The following is a 16,882-nucleotide window of genomic DNA, read 5'->3' on the forward strand; positions in this document are numbered from 1 at the left end:
GATGATCGCCGTCTGGTTCGCCCGCGTCAGCATGTGCCGGTCGATGCAGTTGGCGCTGACGTTCAGATGACCGTCCTCAAACCACTTGATGCTGATGTTGCCCGGCGCGAAGGACGTGTCCTTCACCCTCGTGAACGGCTTGATCCAGTCCAGCCGCAACGCCTCACGACCCCAGAAACCCTCAGCGTCCATAACCGATTCGGAATACAAACGCTCATACCCAGCACCATCAACATGCGCACCAGAGACGAAATCGGCAGAAGCGGCGTAAACACCTGATGGCAAAGAAGTCGCTGACATGCACCCCCCAGAAAGTCGCTTGAAACCCCCGCGCTGCCGCCACCCAAAGGATGTTGTCAAACGCGCGGTAAATAAAACATATAACCGACTAAAAGAAAACGATTTTTTTGTGAATTTATTTACGCTGTAGGGCGCTTACTTGAAAATTTGTTTGCTTGTCCCGCTGGGACCGCGACTGGCGCGACCCGGCATGCCGACCTGCGACTGCAGTTATCCCCTTGGCATTGGGCAGGAAAACACCATCGAGCATCAGGTCGTCTCGTCCCGGCCGAACATTGCATATGACCCGCCTGTCAGCAGGCTGGCAGCCGGACGTGCAAAACCCAAAGAGCGCAGCACCGGACCCTGTGCGCGTGATGACGACCCAGCGGCGGGGACGTCACCTGCAAGACTGCGGCAGCAACCAAGGCCCCGAAACCGGGGCACGATTAAGCGTGATCTGGCATCCATAGGCTGCCTCGAGAAGGTCCTGCTGCATCACCTCGACCGGGGTGCCGATCGCCGCCAGTCGCCCGGCGACGAGGAAGGCCATGCGGTCGGCGAACATGGCGGACAGGTTCAGGTCGTGCATGATCGCGACGACTCCGCCACCTGCATCGGCATAGCTGCGGGCAAGCCGCATCACCTGCAGCTGGTGGCCGAGGTCGAGGCTTGCGACGGGTTCGTCCAGCATGAGCCAGCGTGGACGCTGCGGACTGACCGGCTCCCACACCTGGGCTAGGGCGCGGGCAAGGTGACCGCGTTGGCGTTCGCCGCCCGAAAGGCTGCGGATGTCGTCCGCCTCGCGTCCCTGCAGTCCGACGGCGCAAAGCGCCAGGCCGTCCACTTCGGGCCAGGCGGCGAAGTCCCCGGCTTCGCGACCCATGGCGACGACTTCGCCCAGCGTGAAGCCGAAGGCCACTTCACTCTCCTGCGGAAGGACCGCCCGCATCCGTGCGAGGGTGGCAGGCCGGGCCTCGGCAACGGCGATGCCGTTAAGTCGGGCAACGCCGCTTGCGGGCAACTCGCCCAGAATGGCCTTGAGGAGTGTGCTTTTCCCCGCACCGTTCGCGCCGCAGATCGCCAGAAGCTCACCCGGACGGACCGTCAGCGATACGTCCTGCAGCACGCGCCGTCGACCAAGCTGCGCCGAGAGGTTGATCAGCTCCAGCATTCTACCGGCCCCGCGCCCCGCGCTGGAGGAGCATCCAGAGGAAAACGGGAGCGCCCACCAGCGCAGTCAGGATGCCGATGGGAAGCTCCGCAGGAGCGACGATGCTGCGTGAGATGAGGTCTGCCAGAACCAGAAGAACCGCGCCGAGAAGCGCGGCTTGCGGGATCAGGGGGCGGTGATCGGCCCCCTGCGCCTGACGCAGGAGGTGCGGAACGACAAGGCCGACAAAGCCGATCCCGCCGGCGACCGCCACGGCTGCCCCGGTCGCCGCAGCCGCCGAGAAGATCGCCAGACGCTTCAGAACCTGGACATCGGTGCCCATATGGGCCGCCTGCGCCTCGCCGAGGGCCAGCGAGTTCAGACCTCGCGCCAAGCGCGGGGCCACCAGAAGGGCGGCGGCCATCAATGGCAGGGCGGCGGCAAGCTTGCCCCATGTCGCCCCCGCCAGCGAGCCCATCCCCCAGAACGTCAGATCGCGCAGTTGCCGATCGTCGGCGAGATAGGTAAGCACCCCGGTCGCTGCTCCGGCCAGCGCGGCAAGAGCGATTCCGGCAAGCAGCATGAGAGCGACATCGGTGCGCTGGCCCGAGGTTGCGATACGGTAAAGAATGAGCGTGGCCATCCATCCGCCCAGCCCTGCCGCCAGCGGAACCAGGGACTGCCCCACGGTGGCGACCACAGCGGCGGGGAGAAGGCCGCCAAGAACGATGGCAAGCACGGCGCCCAGACCCGCCCCCGCGCTGACACCGACGATACCGGGATCCGCAAGCGGGTTGCGGAACAGGCCCTGCAACAGGACTCCGGACACGGCCAGTGACGCACCGACGGCCATTCCAAGCGCAAGGCGCGGCAAGCGGATGTCAAAGAGAACGACCTGATCGCGGGGGCTTAGCCCCTCGCCCCACAGGGCGACGAAGAGGTCGCCCGCACCCAGGCCCGCCGCGCCACTGGTCAGCGACAAGATCGACGCGGCGAGCAAGAGCCCGGCCAAGGCCAGTGTCATGGTCGGTCCTGGCAGACGGCGGACCAGCGGGTGGGACATCGTGACCATTCAGCTGCCGCTGCCATAAAGCGCCGCGTGCAGCGCCAGTGCCGCTTGCGGCGTGCGGGGGCCAAAGCCCAGAAGCAGCATCCCGTCCATCCGGACAATGGCACCTGTCTTTGCCGCAGGTGTCTGCGACAGTGCCGGCTGCGCCATCACATCCGACTCTGCGATCGACAAATCGCCCTCTCGATCCATCATCAGGATCACATCCGGCTGGGCAGCCAGCACCGCCTCGTCCGTCATCGGCTTGTAGCCCCTGAACCCGGTCGCCGCGTTGATACCGCCCGCAAGGTGGATGATCCCCTCGGCCTCGGTCCCTTCGCCGCCCGCCATGACGCCACCGCCTTGCAGCGACAGGATGAAGAGGACACGCTTCGGCGTGACGACTGTCGCTGCGCGACCGGCTGCGACATCAAGCCCGGCCTGGACCTCACTTGCGAGGGCTGCGCCGGGCAAGTCCAGCGCCTCGGCAATGGCCGTGATCTTCGCTGCCACCCCGCCGGGGTCGGTCGCCTCGGGGGCAAGGACGAACGGGATGCCTGCGGCTTTCAGCACCTCGACCGCCTCGGGCGGGCCCGCATCACCTTCAGCTACGATCAAGTCGGGGTCGAGCGCCAGAATGTTCTCGGGCGAGAGTGCGCGGATGTAGCCCACGTCGGGCAGTGCCCGGATGCTTTCGGGGAAGTTCGAGGTGGTGTCGCGGGCAACCAGCCGATCTTGGGCACCAAGCGCGACAGCGATTTCGGTAACCGAACCGCCAAGGGTTATGACCCGGGCGGCGTCTTCGGCAAGCACCGGGGCGGCAAGGACCAGCGACAGGCATATGGCGCGGATCATGCGGGCACCTGTTCCAGCATGGGCAAGCCTGCGACCAGCGTATTCCAGGGCTCGGCGGGCGTATTCTTGCGGTAGCCGAAGACCTGCAGGATCAGCTCGCCATCGGCCGCGAAGGCCTCAACACTAAAGACATCGCCGGTACGGGTAGGTTTCCAGACGCGATAGACCTCGGCCAGCCGGTCGGCGCGCAGATGAAGGTTGAAGCGCGGGTCCATCACGTTGATCCAGGGGCCCATCGGGACGATCTTCTCGATTGGGCCGCCGTGGATCTGGATGCAGCCCGCATTGCCGACAAAGATCATCACCGGGATGCCATTATCGGCCGCCTGGCGAAGGGTAAGAGTGACCGCCTCCGGCTCCAGCCGCGCAACGTAGGGCGCGCCCGCGACGCGGTAAGCGCCCAGTCGGTTCATTTCCTGGTCTTTCACCAGCCCCAGGAACTGGTGGGTGTCGGTCATGCGATCCCATGCCGCTCGCAAGGCTTGGCCGCCCGAGGTACCACCTTTCGCAGGCTGGACCGGGACGCGCGGCAACAGGTCCAGCGGTCGCGCGGTGATCCGCATGTTGCCCAGAAGGTCGGCCCATAGGTCGTGGCGCGATTCAGGCTTCAGATGCACCTTGTGGACGGCGTGCCCCGCTGCGTCAAAGACCTGGAGGCTGCGCTTCGGTCCATCCTCGGCCATTTCCTCGACCGCAAAGGCGTGGACCCAGTGCTTGGGGAAGATGCGCAGGTCGATCTCGGGGTCGAGGACCATCGAGGCGAAGGCGCCAGTGCGATAGTCGGAATAGGTGCCGCGGCGTTCGTGGACGCAATGCTCGTTCCGCGTAAGTGCCATGACCTCGCCCAGACGACCCACCCAGGGGACCAGCCGGTCGGGGTCGGCCACTATCGGCGTGGTGCCGTGGCCCACAAAGGCCGCGACAAGTTCGGCCTCGGTGATCTGGTGCAGTGCTGCAAAGTCGCGGGCGCGCGCCCTTGGGGTCTCGGCACGAAGTGCGCGAATCTGATTGGGGCCAAGCCGGGCCATGGGCATCCTTCCATCGGTTCTGGGGGACGCGCGTCACTGGCGAAGGCTGGGGCGCGAGCGGCATTCATCGGTTCTGACGAATACTTGACAGTTACAGTCGGGCTTTCTAAAAGCCAATCCCTGACAGTTCAAGTCAGATTTTTCTGCCGCCAGCCCGCGCCGCCCCGGCCATGGCCAGCCCTTCCGCAGACCGACCCGAAGGGATGACCATGACGACGATGCCACGACCCGCAAGACGCGGGCTTGTCCTGACAACCGCCATTGCGCTTGCCCTGGCCGCCCCGGCCGCGGCGCAGGAAGCGGATGAAGGCCTTTTCCAAATGCTTGGCCGTATCATCTTCGGGACCGGGACGGCCAAGGTCGCGATCGACACGCCGCAAGCCGTCACCGCGCTGGAGCAGGAGGACCTTGATCGCAAGCAGGCTGACAACATCGGCGACGTCTTGAAGGGTGTGCCCGGCGTTCAGGCCGCCGGGGCCTCGACCCGACCGATGGGCCAGGCCTTCAACATCCGCGGCATCGGCAACAGCGAGCAGACCGCCTCGGAAGAGCGGATCAAGGTCGTGGTCGACGGCGCGCCGAAGTTCTTCGAACAATACCGGATGGGCAGCTTCTTCGGGGATCTTGAACTGTTCAAGCGGGTCGAAATCCTGCGCGGCCCGGCGTCATCGACGCTGTATGGCTCGGGCACTATCGGGGGCGTCGTGGCCTTTACCACCAAGGACGCAAGCGACTATCTGGCCGAGGGAGAGACGCGCGCGCTGCGCTTCAAGCTTGGCTATGAGTCGAACGGCGACGTCCTGAAACCAGGGATGATCTACGCGCACCGTGCAGGCAATGCCGAATTCCTGTTCGCGCTGAACACCAGCACCGGCAACGACAAGACGGATGGCGCTGGCACCGTGTTGGCGGGCTCGTCGCACCAGTCGGTCTCGGGGCTGGCCAAGGCGAAGCTGAGCTTCGGTGACGACAGCGACCAGAGCCTGACCCTGGCCCTGTCGCGGACCGACACCGACATGGACGGTGCAGCCGTCGCGCAGACCGGCGGCACGGCGACAATCGCCACGTTCGGCTTCGCCGATGTCCATGCCATCGACGACACGGCAAGCCTGACCTGGCGCCATCAATTCGCGTCGAATGACCTTCTGGATCTGACAGTTCAGCTCTCGCACACCGACACCTCGGTCTCGAAGCGCAATTTCACGGGCAGCTCCCTGGCCTGCGCGCCGGGCACGCTGCAAGTCCTTTGCCCATCGGACTTTGGCTATGCCACGACCGCAGTGAAGATCGAGAACACCGCCAATCTTTCGTCTGGCGAATGGCAAAACTTCCTGACCCTCGGCGTTCAGCTTTCGGAACAGGACCGCAGCGCCACCTCGTCGCTTGGCGCGCTGGGGTTCCATCCCGAAGGCACCGATCGCAAGCTTGGCGTCTATGCCCAGGGCGAGTTCATCTGGAACGACCGGCTGACGCTGATCCCGGGCCTGAGGGTCGACTTCGGCAACCGGACGCCGTCGGCTGTCACAGCGGCGGCGGGCGGCGCAGAAGTGTCGGACCAAGCCGTCTCGCCCAAACTGTCGGCACTGTACAAGCTGAATGAACGCTGGGGCATCTTCGGCACGCTGGCCCGCACCGAACGGATGCCGACGCTGGACGAACTTTACTCCACCGACGGCGGGCGCCTGCCCAGCCTGGACCTTGCGAAGGAAGAGGCGGACTCGGTCGAGCTTGGCCTGACCTACCAGCAAGAGGGGTTGTGGGCTGAAGCCGACAGCCTGCACCTGAAGGCGACTGCCTTTCACAGCGACCTTTCCAACCTGATCGTGACAAATGGCGCGACCGGCGCGGTGCCGCGCTATGTGAACGTGCGCGCCGCCGAAATCTGGGGTGGCGAGATCGAGGCGGCCTATGACGCCGAACGCTGGTTCGCAAACCTGGCCTATAGCAATGTCCGTTCCGCCTACCGAGAAATGTCCAATCCCGCATCCAACGGCCTGACCATTGCCGACACCCCGGCGCAGAACGTGGCGCTGACCGTCGGGGCAAAGCTGCCCGACCCGGGCCTGACGTTGGGCTGGACCGCTTACTACTTTGACGCGGTCACAACCTATTCGGTTGCGACCACTGCAGCCGGCACGGTCACCCCGACCCATACGCCCGCATACGACACTCACGATCTGTTCGTCACCTGGAAGCCCGAAGCCGGCGCAATGGCTGGAATGGATGTCACGCTGACCGTCGAGAACGTCTTTGACGCGGACTACAAGAACAACCTGTCGCTTGACCGGGGCGAGGGGATGAACGCAAAGTTCTCCATCGGCAAGAACCTGACATGGTAAGGGTACTCGCAGCTTGCCTTATCCTCTTGGCCGGGACGGCCGTCGCGCAAGAGGGCGCCGCCCCTTCTGACTTGTCCAGCGGGCCTCCCCCCCTGGACGGGGCAGCGCCAGAAACCGAAGCGCAGCCGCTGCCAGAGGCCGCATCCAGGCCGGCCGCGACGGTCTCGGCGGATGGTGGTCAGATCCCGACCGGCTCCACCGCGCTGGATGCGGATTTTCCGGCGACATCCATGTCGGTCGAGACCGATCTGGTAAGCCTGTTCCTGAAGGCGCACCTGGTGGTTCAGGCAGTCATGGGCGCGCTGGCGCTGGCTGCGGCGGCCGTTCTGACCGTTTTCCTGTTCAAGATTGTAGAGTTCGCACTGGCCTTTGCGCGGCTCCGCCGGGCGCGGGCGAAGATCGCGGCAGAAGCGGGCCTGATCGTCCTGCCTGGCACCTGTCCGCTGGCTTTGACCTCCCAGGCCGTAGCCGACGAAGCCGCACAACTGCCCGCCGTCCTGACGGCTGACCTCCGCGCCGCTGCGCGTGAAAGGCTGGACCTTCGGCTTGACCGGATTGAAGCGGGCGCCGTGCAGCGACTGAGATCTGGCAGCGGGCTTCTCGCCTCGATCGGGTCTGTCGGTACCTTCGTGGGACTGTTCGGAACGGTCTTCGGGATCATGAACAGCTTCATCGCCATTGCCGCGACCAAGACCACGAACCTTTCGGTTGTCGCCCCAGGAATTGCCGAGGCACTTCTGGCCACCGGTATCGGGCTGGTCGCCGCGATCCCGGCGGTGCTGCTGTACAATGCGATCCTGAGGCGGATCGCCGCGTTCCGGCACGCACTGGCGGATGCGCGGACCGATCTTCTCTTGCGGTTCAGCCGCGGGCTGGACGCGCGCATGGCGGGGGGCTGACCGATGGCGCTGCAGCTGGACGAGGGCGAGGCGGAACTGAGCGAGATCAATGTTACGCCCTTCATCGACGTGATTCTGGTCCTGTTGATCGTCTTCATGGTGGCGGCCCCCCTGTCCACCGTGGACGTACCCGTGAACCTGCCGGGCTCTACCGCCCCAGCGGGCGACCGGCCCGAAGAGCCGCTGTGGCTGACGGTGACGGCCGATCGCAGGCTTGTGCTTGACGATGCGCCAGTCCCCGCCGACCGGCTTTCGGCCATTCTGGATGAACGCAGCAACGGACAGCGCGAGACGCCGGTCTTTCTGCGCGCCGACCGTTCGGTGGATTACGGCGCGCTGATGCAGGTGCTGGATCAGCTGCGCGCGGCGGGCTACCTGAAGGTCGCCCTCGTCGGGCTGGAGGCCGCCCCGTGACACGGCCCAAGGTTGCAGCGCGGGTCGCGGGGTGGCTTCTGGCAAGCGCAGTCGCGGTGGGCCTTATCGGCGGGGCCGCCGCCTTTGCCCTTGCGGTCGAACGGAGGACGGGCGTCCTGATCCTTGATCTTGCGGCCACTGCACCTGCCGCTCCGGCAATCGCTGCCGTTGCCGACGCCGCGCCCGAGGTTGCAGCAGCCGAGCCGTCGCTACCCGCCCCCCCGGTGGCGACAGAAACTGCACCTGTCGTGCCTGACGTTGTCCACGACCCGGTGCACGCCGCCGCCCCCATGGCTCTGCCGCGAATCGACCCCCCGGTCGCCGCAGAACTTTCCCTTCCGCGCGCAGAGACAGAACCGGAAGCAAGCACGGAAACGGTCCGGCCAAAGCCACGTCCCGAAGCAAAACCCGTTCCCGACTCAGAACGCGACGCGACGCATAAGTCCCAAACCACAAAGGAAAAACCGCCGAAAGAAGCCCGATCCAAGGAACCGGTTCGCTCTGAAAAACCAGTCTCTTCGCCCAGCGCCCCACGTGCGGCCGCCAAGGCCAAGGGCGGTGAGGTTTCACCAGCGGCCTACGCAAGGGCCGTGATGAAGAAGGTGCGCGCTACAAGGCTGAAAGCAGGTGCAGGCAAGGGCACGGCAGTCGTGGGCTTCACCATCGCACCGGACGGCAGTCTTGCCTCCGTGCAGGTTCTGCATAGCTCGGGCGACGTGGCCCTGGACGCCGTCGCAGTGGATCATATCCGTCGCTCGGCGCCTTTTCCGGCACCGGCTCCCAACGAGAAGCCTCGCTTCTCGTTCGAGTTTGTCGGGAAATGAGGCTCTGTCGCACAGATCAAGTGGGGGCACCGCATCCCGGTTTCGACCAGGCTTATACGGGTCAAACCAGATGGGCACCGATCTGTGCCGCTTTCAGCGCCGTGGCGCGCCAGTTCGTCGTGCGGCAGGTCAATGGCCGGGGTTTTGGCATGCCCCAAGGCCAACACCATCGAGTCCCTCACCATGTGTGCAACAAAGCCTGGCCAACATCCCAGTGACGTCGGAGCGCGCCACTTGGCCGTGCCCCCAAGGTTTACCTGGAGCCAAGTGTCGCGCCTTTGCCTCGCGCCCATTTGAGGAGCAGATGGTCCGCCAGGAGCCCCATGAAAGCCACCGCGAACCCAAGGACCAGACCCTTGCCCACATCGGTCGAGGACAGCGCCCGCTGCATCTCTTGACCAAGGTCCTGGGTGCCGATGAAGGCCGCGATGATCACCATGAAAAGGGCAAACATGATCGACTGGTTCGCACCCACGACAAGGGTGGGGATGGCCAACGGCACCTTGACGTGCCGCAGAAGCTGGCCTCGGCTTGCCCCCGACATCTGCGCCGATTCAACGATCTCGGGCGGGATGTTGCGCAGGCCCTCGATCGTGTAGCGGACGATGGGCACGGTCGCAAAGACCATGACGGCGGCCACGACGGCGACATCGTTAACACCGAACAGCATCACCACCGGGATCAGGTAGATGAAGCTTGGGAAGGTCTGGGCCGTGTCGCAGACCAGCAGGAAGCGCCGCGCGCGGGTCTCGTTCGCGGCACCGATCAGGCCCAGCGGCACCCCGATCAACAGCGCCAGCGCAACTGAAACGAACACGGTGTACGCGGTGATCATCGCCCGGTCCCACCAGCCCGACAGCGCTATGGGCAGCGCGAAGGCAAGGCACACCAGGGCCGAGCGCCAGCCGCCGATGCGCCAGCCGATGCCGGCCAGCGCCAGAAGGACGGCCGAGGTCGGCAACCACAGGAACGCATCGCGCAAGGGGATCAGGACCCAGGTGATCAGAAACCAGCGCAGCCAGTCGGTCACAGGGTCGATCAGGTCGATGAACCCGCCGACCACGAAATCGATCGGATCCGCCATGCTGAGCGCCTGCTTGCGCTCGACCTCGGCGAAATAGGGGTGGAGCCAGGCCATGACAAAGCCCAGGGCAACAAGACCCAGCCAGATCGCCAGCAGCCGGTGGCGCTGGACCCAGGTCGCGCCCTCGACATGCTCGGGCTGCTTCATCGCCCAGGCCTTCGACATGCGGTCCAGCACGATGGCCAGAAGCACGATGGTGATGCCGATCTCGACCGACAACCCGATCCGCAGCGCCTGAAGCAGTTGCAGCAGCTTCTGTCCCAGCCCGGGCATTCCGATGAAGCTGGCCAGAACGACCATTGCAAGGCTTTGCATGATCACCTGGTTGACGCCGATCAGGATTTCGGTCCGGGCGGCGGGCAGACGGACGCGGGTCATCAGCTGCCAGCGCGTCGTCCCGCTCATCTTGCCGCTTTCGATGATCTCGGGCGACACCGCGCGCAGGCCGAGGAGCGACATGCGGATCATCGGCGGGACGGAGAAGATGATCGTGACGATGGCGCCCGCCTTCGGACCCACACCGATGAACACGACAACGGGGATCATGTAGGCGAAATGCGGCAGCGACTGCGCAATGTTCAGAACCGGGTTCAGGATGCGCTCGGCCAGACGGTAGCGCCAGGCGAGAATGCCCATCAGAAGCCCGAAGACGACCGCGAACGGGACTGCGACGACGATGACCGACAGCGTCTCCATCGCCCATTTCCACTGGCCCATGACGGCGATCCAGACGAAGGTGCCGCCCGCCAGCACCGCCAGCCGCAGCCCGCCCAGGGCGTAGCCCGCCATCCCGGCGGTGGCCGCGATCACCACCCAGGGGATCGGGCCAAGCTGCGGCCAGCGCGACTTGCCGTAAAGAAGGTTCGCCGTGACATCCAGGCAAAACTCCACCACGTCGGAGAACGCCCGGGTAAAGGCCATCAGACCAAGATCGTCGCGCGCGAAGTCGAAGACCGCGTTGATCCAGTCGGCGAAGGGCAGGACCAGACTTTCCGGCAGGCGCAGAAGGTACGCGGGAAGGACGTTCCGCGACAGGACAAGCACCAGCGCGGCCAGCAGGATCGCTTGCGCGACGCGCTTCTGGTCCAGGCGGAACGGGGGCTGTGGAAGGGTCGCCGTCATCATGCCGCCGGTCCCAGAAGCAGGTCCAAAGCCGCCTTCCGGTCCAGAAGTCCGGCGATCCGGCCCTGGTCCACCAGCGGGATCAGCGCCCGGCTGTCACCGATGATCCGCCGGGCCAGCGCGTGCAGGGTCTCGTTGGCGGGCAGCGGCTCGCCCTCAATGGCGCGTCCCTCGACCGGCTGTGCCAGCGCGAGCGCATGGACCACACGGGTGCGGTCGATGGCTTCGGTGAACTTGGCAACATAGGGCGTCGCGGGAGCCATGACGATGCGTTCGGGCGTGTCGATCTGTTCGACCGCGCCGTCCTTCATGATGGCGATGCGGTCGGCCAGCCGCAGCGCCTCGTCAAAGTCGTGGGTGATAAAGACGATGGTCTTGGCCAGCATCCCCTTCAGCCGCAGGAATTCGTCCTGCATCTCGCGCCGGATCAGCGGGTCAAGCGCGCTGAAGGGTTCGTCCAGGAACCAGATGTCCGGCTCGACCGCCAGGCTGCGCGCGATGCCCACCCGCTGCTGCTGGCCGCCAGACAGTTCGCGCGGGAAATAGCCCTCGCGGCCCTTCAGCCCCACCAGCGCCAGCATGTCGCGCGCCCGGGCGATGCGGGACGACCGGTCCTGACCCCGCATTTCCAGCGGGAAGGCCACATTTTCCAGCGCGGTGCGGTGCGGCAGCAGGCCGAAGCTTTGGAACACCATGCCCATCTTCCTGCGGCGCAATTCGATCAGTTCGGGCTCGGACAGCTTGCCGATGTCGCGCCCCTCGACCGTCACCTCACCGGAAGTGACGTCCAGAAGCCGTGCCAGACAGCGCACCAGCGTCGACTTGCCGGACCCCGACAGCCCCATCACCACCAGCATTTCGCCGCGCCGGATCTCCAGCGAGACGTCGCGCACTGCGGCGATGTGGTTCGTCGCGCGCAACTCGTCCATCGTCGTCTGCGGCGTCAGCTGCAGCCGCTCGGGACGGTCGCCGAACACCTTCCAGACGTTCTTGCAGGAAATCACAACGTCGCTTGCGGTCATAGGTTTGCCCCCCGGATAAAAGCGCCACCCGGGGGGAATGCTCCCGGGTGGCAAGTTGGGTCACCCGAGGGTGACGCCGGAGATCATTCGGTCCAGAGCTTCCAGACCGCCTCGTTCGCTTCCAGCCAGGCGGTTGCGGCCTCTTCGGGTTCCATCCCGTCGATGTCGACCATCTTGGCCATCTCGGCGATCTGGGCGTTGGTGAAGTTCACCTTCTGCAGCGCGGCATAAGCACCGGGCCACTTGTCCTTCATCCCGTCCCAGGCCGCGATCTTCATATAGCCGTTGGCCGGGTTGCCGCAGTCATAGACCTTGTCCGGGATCGGGCCGACCGCCGGGTCCTTGTCGCAGCCTTCGACCCATTCCGGGAAGTTGACGAACTCACCCGGCCAGACGGCTTCGGCAAAGTTCGGGGTCCAGTTGAACAGCACGATCGGGGTCTTGTCCTTTTCCGCCGCCGCGATTTCCGCCCAGAGCGCCGCAGCCGAGCCCGCGTTCACCACGACAAAGTTCATCCCCAGCGCTTCGACCTTCTCCTGATCGTGCTTCAGCCAGTCCACCGGCCCGCCCAGGAAACGGCCCTTGTCCCCGGTTTCCGGCGTGACGAACAGCGCCGCGCAATCGTTCAGGGCCTTCCAGTCCGGCAGGCCCGGGCAGGCCTCCTTGGTCCACATCGGATACCACCAGTCCTCGCGCGTCACCGCGTCGTGGGTGGCGACGTCATGGATGCCACCCTTTTCGACCGCTGCCATGAACGAGGCGCCGAACGCCCCTTCCCAGACCTCGACCTCCAGCGTGGCGTCGCCCAGGCGCACGGCCTCGTAAACCGCCTGGCTGTCGGTCGAGACGTACTCGACCGAATTGCCCATGCTTTCGAACATCTGGCCCACCACGTTCGACATCACGATCTGGCTCGACCAGTTGTGGGTGGGGATGATGATCGGGTCGGACGAATCCTCGGCCCAAACCGGCGCGGCCAGCGCGACAACCGCCGCGCCAAGAAGCAGTCTGGTCAGTTTCTGCATGTGTTTCGATCCCTGTTCAGGTCGCACCCGTTGCGGCGACGACGTTTCCACGGAAAGTCGAACGCTTTCCTGAGAGGCAAGGTTATGTACTGGATGTGAACGTGTCAGACCCTTGCCGTGAACAGGCTGGAGAATGTTGTTACAAAATGTTAACAGAACTCACTGGTACCGGGGACTGCTGACCTATGAACGCTGCCGCCCATATCGTCGTGATCGAGGATGACCCGGTGACCCGCACCGCGCTTGGGGGATATCTGGAAAGCTTCGGCTACCGCGTCACCGCCTGCGCCGGGGCCGAGGCCGCCGAAAAGGTGCTGGCCCAGGAAAACCCGGACCTCCTGATCGTCGACATCAACCTTTCCGGCAAGGACGGGTTGGAGATCACCCGCGAGCAGCGGGCCCGGTCCGAAGTGGGAATCATTCTATTGTCGGGGCGCACCGACGACGTGGACCGGATCGTGGGATTGGAGCTTGGGGCCGACGACTATGTCTGCAAGCCCTTCAACCGGCGCGAGCTTCTGGCGCGGGTGAAGAACTTGTTGCGGCGTACCGCGGCGATGCGTCAGCTTACCCGCCGCGTGGTGCATTTCGCGGGGTTCACCTTCGACACCGCCGCACGGCATGTCAGCGGTCAGGATGGCGTCGGCGTCCAGCTGACCCGGGCCGAGTACGAACTTCTGCGCACCTTCGTCCTCAATCCCGGGATCGTCCTGTCGCGCGACCGGCTTTTGGCCAGCATCACGCACCGGCAGACCGATTCGGGGACAAGGACGGTTGACGTGATGGTCAAACGCCTGCGGGCCAAGTTCAGCGATGATCCGAAGCAGCCGCGCATCTTCGGCACCTCGCATGGTGAAGGCTACGTCTTCACTGCGCCGCTGTCCTGACGCCCGCCAGATCCTCCAGCGCCTGAAGCGACCGCATGAGCTGCCGCTCCGCCGCCGCTGCCGCACTTAGCAGGGACCCCACAGACTCGGGTCCCGGTCTGGCATCGCGGCGGGAAAGGTCGGCCAGGACTTCGCCCAGCTCTGGCAGGTCAAAGTTCCCCACCGCCCCCTTCAGCTGATGCGCCCGCCGTTCGATGTCCGGGGCCGCCCCCTGCCGCAGCGCCTCGGCCAGCGCTTCGACATCGGGACGCAGGCGGTCCAGCATCAGCCGCACCAGGTCGCGCGTCGCGGTCGGCCCCAGATCAGCCAGCGTCTCGCGCACGGCCGGGGCGACGCCTGTGCGACACAGCCGCGCCAGGGCCGTAGCCAAAGCCTCGGGAGTCAGCGGCTTGGCCACGACCTCGTCCATCCCGGCGGCGCGGCAGGCCGCAATGTCGCCGGGCTGGGCGTGGGCCGAGACCCCGATCACCGGCAGCCGGTCCAGCCCCGGCAACCCGCGCAGCCGCCGCGTCGCCTCGATGCCCGAGATGCCCGGCAGGTTCACGTCCATGAGGACGGCATCGAAGTCGCCCGCCGCAAGCATCTCCAGCGCCGCCTCACCCGTTGCAGCAATAGCGGCCTGATGGCCCAAGGACTGCAGGAAACCCAGCGCTACCTCCTGGTTGACCGGGTGATCCTCGACCACCAACACATGCAGCGGCGGCAGGTCGGGCGTCGGCTCCACCTGCCGCGCCACGGGCGCTGCCCCCCGCGCAAAGGGCACATGCAGCGTGAAGGTCGCGCCCTGCCCGCGCTGGCTGGCGACGGTCAGCGCCCCGCCCATCAGCCCGGCCAGACGCCGGCTGATCGTCAGTCCAAGCCCCGTGCCGCCATGCGTCCGTGCAGTCTGCAGGTCTTCTTGCTGGAAGGCGTCGAAGATCCGCTCCAGCGCGTCAGGCGCGATCCCCCGCCCGGTGTCACTGACTGTGAAACGCAGGCACAAGGGATCGGCGTCAGGCGGACCCGCCAGCGCCACCGCGATGCGCACTTCGCCCGTATCGGTGAACCGCACCGCGTTGGACACCAGGTTGAACAGGATCTGTCGCAGCTTGCCCATGTCGCCGCGCAACGGCGGCAATACCGCGTCGGGAAGCTCGGTCACCAGCCGCAACCCCTTTTCCTCGGCCATCGGCGCCATCAGAAGCGCGATGTTCCCCAGCGCCTCGCCCAGATCGAAATCCTCGATCGCGTCTGCGGTCTGGCCCTGCTCCAACTTGGAATAATCAAGGATGCTGTTCAAAAGCCCCATCAGCCCCTTGCCCGATGCCAGCGCCGCGTCCAGCCGCGCAACCTGCACCCGCGTCAGCCCATCGCGCGGCAGGTTTCGCATCATCCCCAGGACCCCGTTCATCGGCGTGCGAATCTCGTGGCTCATCATCGCCAGGAACTCGGACTTCGCCCGGTCCGCCGCTTCGGCCCGGTCGCGCGCCGCGTCATGCGCCGCCACCTCGCCGCGCAAGGCCTCGGTCTGTTCGTCCACCAGGCCCTGCAATTCACTGCGGTGCCGGCGCAGTTCTTCCAAATGGCGTTCCCGCTCGGCGGCAAGTTCCCGGTTGGCGATGGCCTGCTGGCGAAACACCTCGACCGCGCCTTCCATCTGCGCGATCTCGTCGGTGCCCGACCGCCGGATCTCCTCGCCCGGGTCGCCCTTGGCCAGCCCCGCCATCCGCGCCGCCAGTGCATCCAGTCGCCGGATCAGGTTGCCCCGGACATAGAACCACAAGACGCCCAGCGACAGCACCAGCGCCAGCATCGCCGAAAAGGCATAAAGCCGCTGCGTCGCCAGAATCGCCTGCTCGGCCGACTGCCCCGCCCGGACCGCATTCGCCTCGATCCGGTCCGCCAGCGCCGAGGCCGCCGTCTCCAATTCCAGCGCCGCGCGGCGCAACTCGGTCTCGGCCCGCGTGATCCGCTCGGTCACCGCCAGAACCTGCGCCACGTTCTCGAACAGCCCCGCCGTTTCGGGGGGCGTGGCCGGAGCGGCCCCGATCACCCTCAGCAGCACGCGCACACGGTCGGCGCGGCGCGGGTCCTGCACCGAGTCCAACCGCCGCGAGATCACCCGCACCCGCGCCGCCAACTCGTCGCGCAGCGCCTGCAATTCGGCCTGCGACTGCACCCCGGCAACCCGGCTTAGCAGAAGGCCGACCTCGGACGCATGCGACCGCAGCTCGAACATCAGGCCCATCTGGAACAGATCGACCTCGATCAGCTTGTCCAGCGTGTTCAGCCGGATCTCGGGGTCCGCCGTATCGGTCCCATCCATCCCGTAAAGGCTGGAGATCACCGCCGAGGCCCCCATCTCGGCATTGGCGACCAGCGTGTCGGCGATTTCGGTCAGCTCGACCGCCGCCGCCAGCCCCGCCTCCAGCTGCGCATCCCGCCGGGCGATCAGGCTGATACGTTGCCGCACCAGCCGGTCGATGGTGGTCAACGCCTGCCGGAGGCCCGCCTCAGCCGCCAGCGCATTGGCGAGGGCATCATCGGGCAACCCCTCCTGCCGCAAAAGCCGCGCCCGCAGCGCGTTGGCCTGGTCGAACAGAAACGCCGCCCGCTCGGCCCGCAGCGCCTCGTCGGTGACCGCCGCCAGTTCCGGCGCGACGGCGACCACCCGGCTGGTCTCCTCGGCCACGCCCCGCACTTCGGAAATCGCCGGGATCGCCTCAGTCACCACCCGCGACTGATTTGCCGCCACATCCTTCAGCTCGAACCAGCCCAGCACCCCCGTCGCAGCAGGGAAGCCCACGATCAACCCGATCGCCAGCAGCAGCCGTCCGCCAAGACTCGACTTGTAGCCGAAGTTCCGCAAGGCTCCCCTCCAGGGTTTGCGGGTCCAAACTATCACCGAATCCGCGAAAGGGGAG

At 65.9% G+C, this 16,882-nt stretch carries 14 protein-coding genes; 5 read left to right on the forward strand and 9 right to left on the reverse strand.

The window, feature by feature from the left end; translation table 11 throughout:
* From CXR42_RS18720 to CXR42_RS18740, 5 genes are all read right to left on the reverse strand, one after another.
* Positions 1 to 300: acetyl-coenzyme A synthetase N-terminal domain-containing protein (locus CXR42_RS18720; protein WP_281256789.1), on the reverse strand; the 300-nt coding region annotated here is incomplete at its 3' end.
* A 379-nt stretch (positions 301 to 679) separates the two neighbouring features.
* A complete protein-coding gene (locus tag CXR42_RS18725; protein ID WP_103259131.1) occupies positions 680 to 1,453 on the reverse strand; it encodes a heme ABC transporter ATP-binding protein in 774 nt (257 codons plus the stop codon).
* 1 nt (position 1,454) lies between these two features.
* Entirely contained in the window at positions 1,455 to 2,456 is a 1,002-nt protein-coding gene (locus CXR42_RS18730) for a FecCD family ABC transporter permease (RefSeq protein ID WP_245875493.1), read from the reverse strand.
* Positions 2,457 to 2,504: 48 nt separating this feature from the next.
* A complete protein-coding gene (locus CXR42_RS18735) occupies positions 2,505 to 3,335 on the reverse strand; it encodes a heme/hemin ABC transporter substrate-binding protein (protein ID WP_103259133.1) in 831 nt (276 codons plus the stop codon).
* Positions 3,332 to 4,363, reverse strand: coding sequence for a hemin-degrading factor (locus CXR42_RS18740; protein WP_245875494.1), 1,032 nt, complete (start codon positions 4,361 to 4,363; stop codon positions 3,332 to 3,334). Before CXR42_RS18740 ends, CXR42_RS18735 begins: the two co-directional genes overlap by 4 nt.
* Before the next feature lie 320 nt (positions 4,364 to 4,683).
* Here CXR42_RS18740 and CXR42_RS18745 point away from each other — a divergent pair, with 320 nt between their 5' ends.
* The 4 genes from CXR42_RS18745 to CXR42_RS18760 are packed head-to-tail and all read left to right on the forward strand — an operon-like array spanning position 4,684 to position 8,839.
* Positions 4,684 to 6,702, forward strand: a complete 2,019-nt coding sequence (locus CXR42_RS18745; RefSeq protein ID WP_180996116.1) for a TonB-dependent receptor domain-containing protein — start codon at positions 4,684 to 4,686, stop codon at positions 6,700 to 6,702.
* The gene (locus CXR42_RS18750) at positions 6,696 to 7,601 is read left to right on the forward strand and encodes a MotA/TolQ/ExbB proton channel family protein (RefSeq protein WP_103259136.1); all 906 of its coding nucleotides are present in this window, start codon (positions 6,696 to 6,698) and stop codon (positions 7,599 to 7,601) included. Before CXR42_RS18745 ends, CXR42_RS18750 begins: the two co-directional genes overlap by 7 nt.
* Before the next feature lie 3 nt (positions 7,602 to 7,604).
* Positions 7,605 to 8,015, forward strand: a complete 411-nt coding sequence (gene exbD / locus CXR42_RS18755) for a TonB system transport protein ExbD (protein ID WP_103259137.1) — start codon at positions 7,605 to 7,607, stop codon at positions 8,013 to 8,015.
* The gene (locus tag CXR42_RS18760) at positions 8,012 to 8,839 is read left to right on the forward strand and encodes an energy transducer TonB family protein (RefSeq protein WP_146038117.1); all 828 of its coding nucleotides are present in this window, start codon (positions 8,012 to 8,014) and stop codon (positions 8,837 to 8,839) included. Before exbD ends, CXR42_RS18760 begins: the two co-directional genes overlap by 4 nt.
* 253 nt (positions 8,840 to 9,092) lie before the next feature.
* Here CXR42_RS18760 and CXR42_RS18765 read toward each other — a convergent pair whose 3' ends face one another.
* From CXR42_RS18765 to CXR42_RS18775, 3 genes are all read right to left on the reverse strand, one after another.
* Complete coding sequence (locus CXR42_RS18765; protein WP_103259139.1) at positions 9,093 to 11,048, reverse strand: ABC transporter permease; 1,956 nt, start codon at positions 11,046 to 11,048, stop codon at positions 9,093 to 9,095.
* Positions 11,045 to 12,067, reverse strand: coding sequence for a quaternary amine ABC transporter ATP-binding protein (locus CXR42_RS18770; RefSeq protein WP_103259140.1), 1,023 nt, complete (start codon positions 12,065 to 12,067; stop codon positions 11,045 to 11,047). The genes CXR42_RS18765 and CXR42_RS18770 overlap by 4 nt, the downstream gene beginning before the upstream one ends.
* Positions 12,068 to 12,150: 83 nt before the next feature.
* The gene (locus CXR42_RS18775) at positions 12,151 to 13,092 is read right to left on the reverse strand and encodes an ABC transporter substrate-binding protein (RefSeq protein ID WP_103259141.1); all 942 of its coding nucleotides are present in this window, start codon (positions 13,090 to 13,092) and stop codon (positions 12,151 to 12,153) included.
* A gap of 185 nt (positions 13,093 to 13,277) precedes the next feature.
* Between CXR42_RS18775 and CXR42_RS18780 the strand changes: the two genes are divergently transcribed.
* Complete coding sequence (locus CXR42_RS18780) at positions 13,278 to 13,979, forward strand: response regulator (RefSeq protein ID WP_103259142.1); 702 nt, start codon at positions 13,278 to 13,280, stop codon at positions 13,977 to 13,979.
* On the opposite strand, the gene CXR42_RS18785 is transcribed toward CXR42_RS18780, so the two are convergent.
* Positions 13,960 to 16,827: an ATP-binding protein gene (locus CXR42_RS18785; protein ID WP_180996117.1), complete on the reverse strand. Its 2,868-nt coding sequence runs from the start codon at positions 16,825 to 16,827 to the stop codon at positions 13,960 to 13,962. The genes CXR42_RS18780 and CXR42_RS18785 overlap by 20 nt on opposite strands.
* Between the last annotated feature and the right edge of the window lie 55 nt (positions 16,828 to 16,882).

The organism is Tabrizicola aquatica, assembly GCF_002900975.1.
Lineage (GTDB): Bacteria > Pseudomonadota > Alphaproteobacteria > Rhodobacterales > Rhodobacteraceae > Tabrizicola > Tabrizicola aquatica.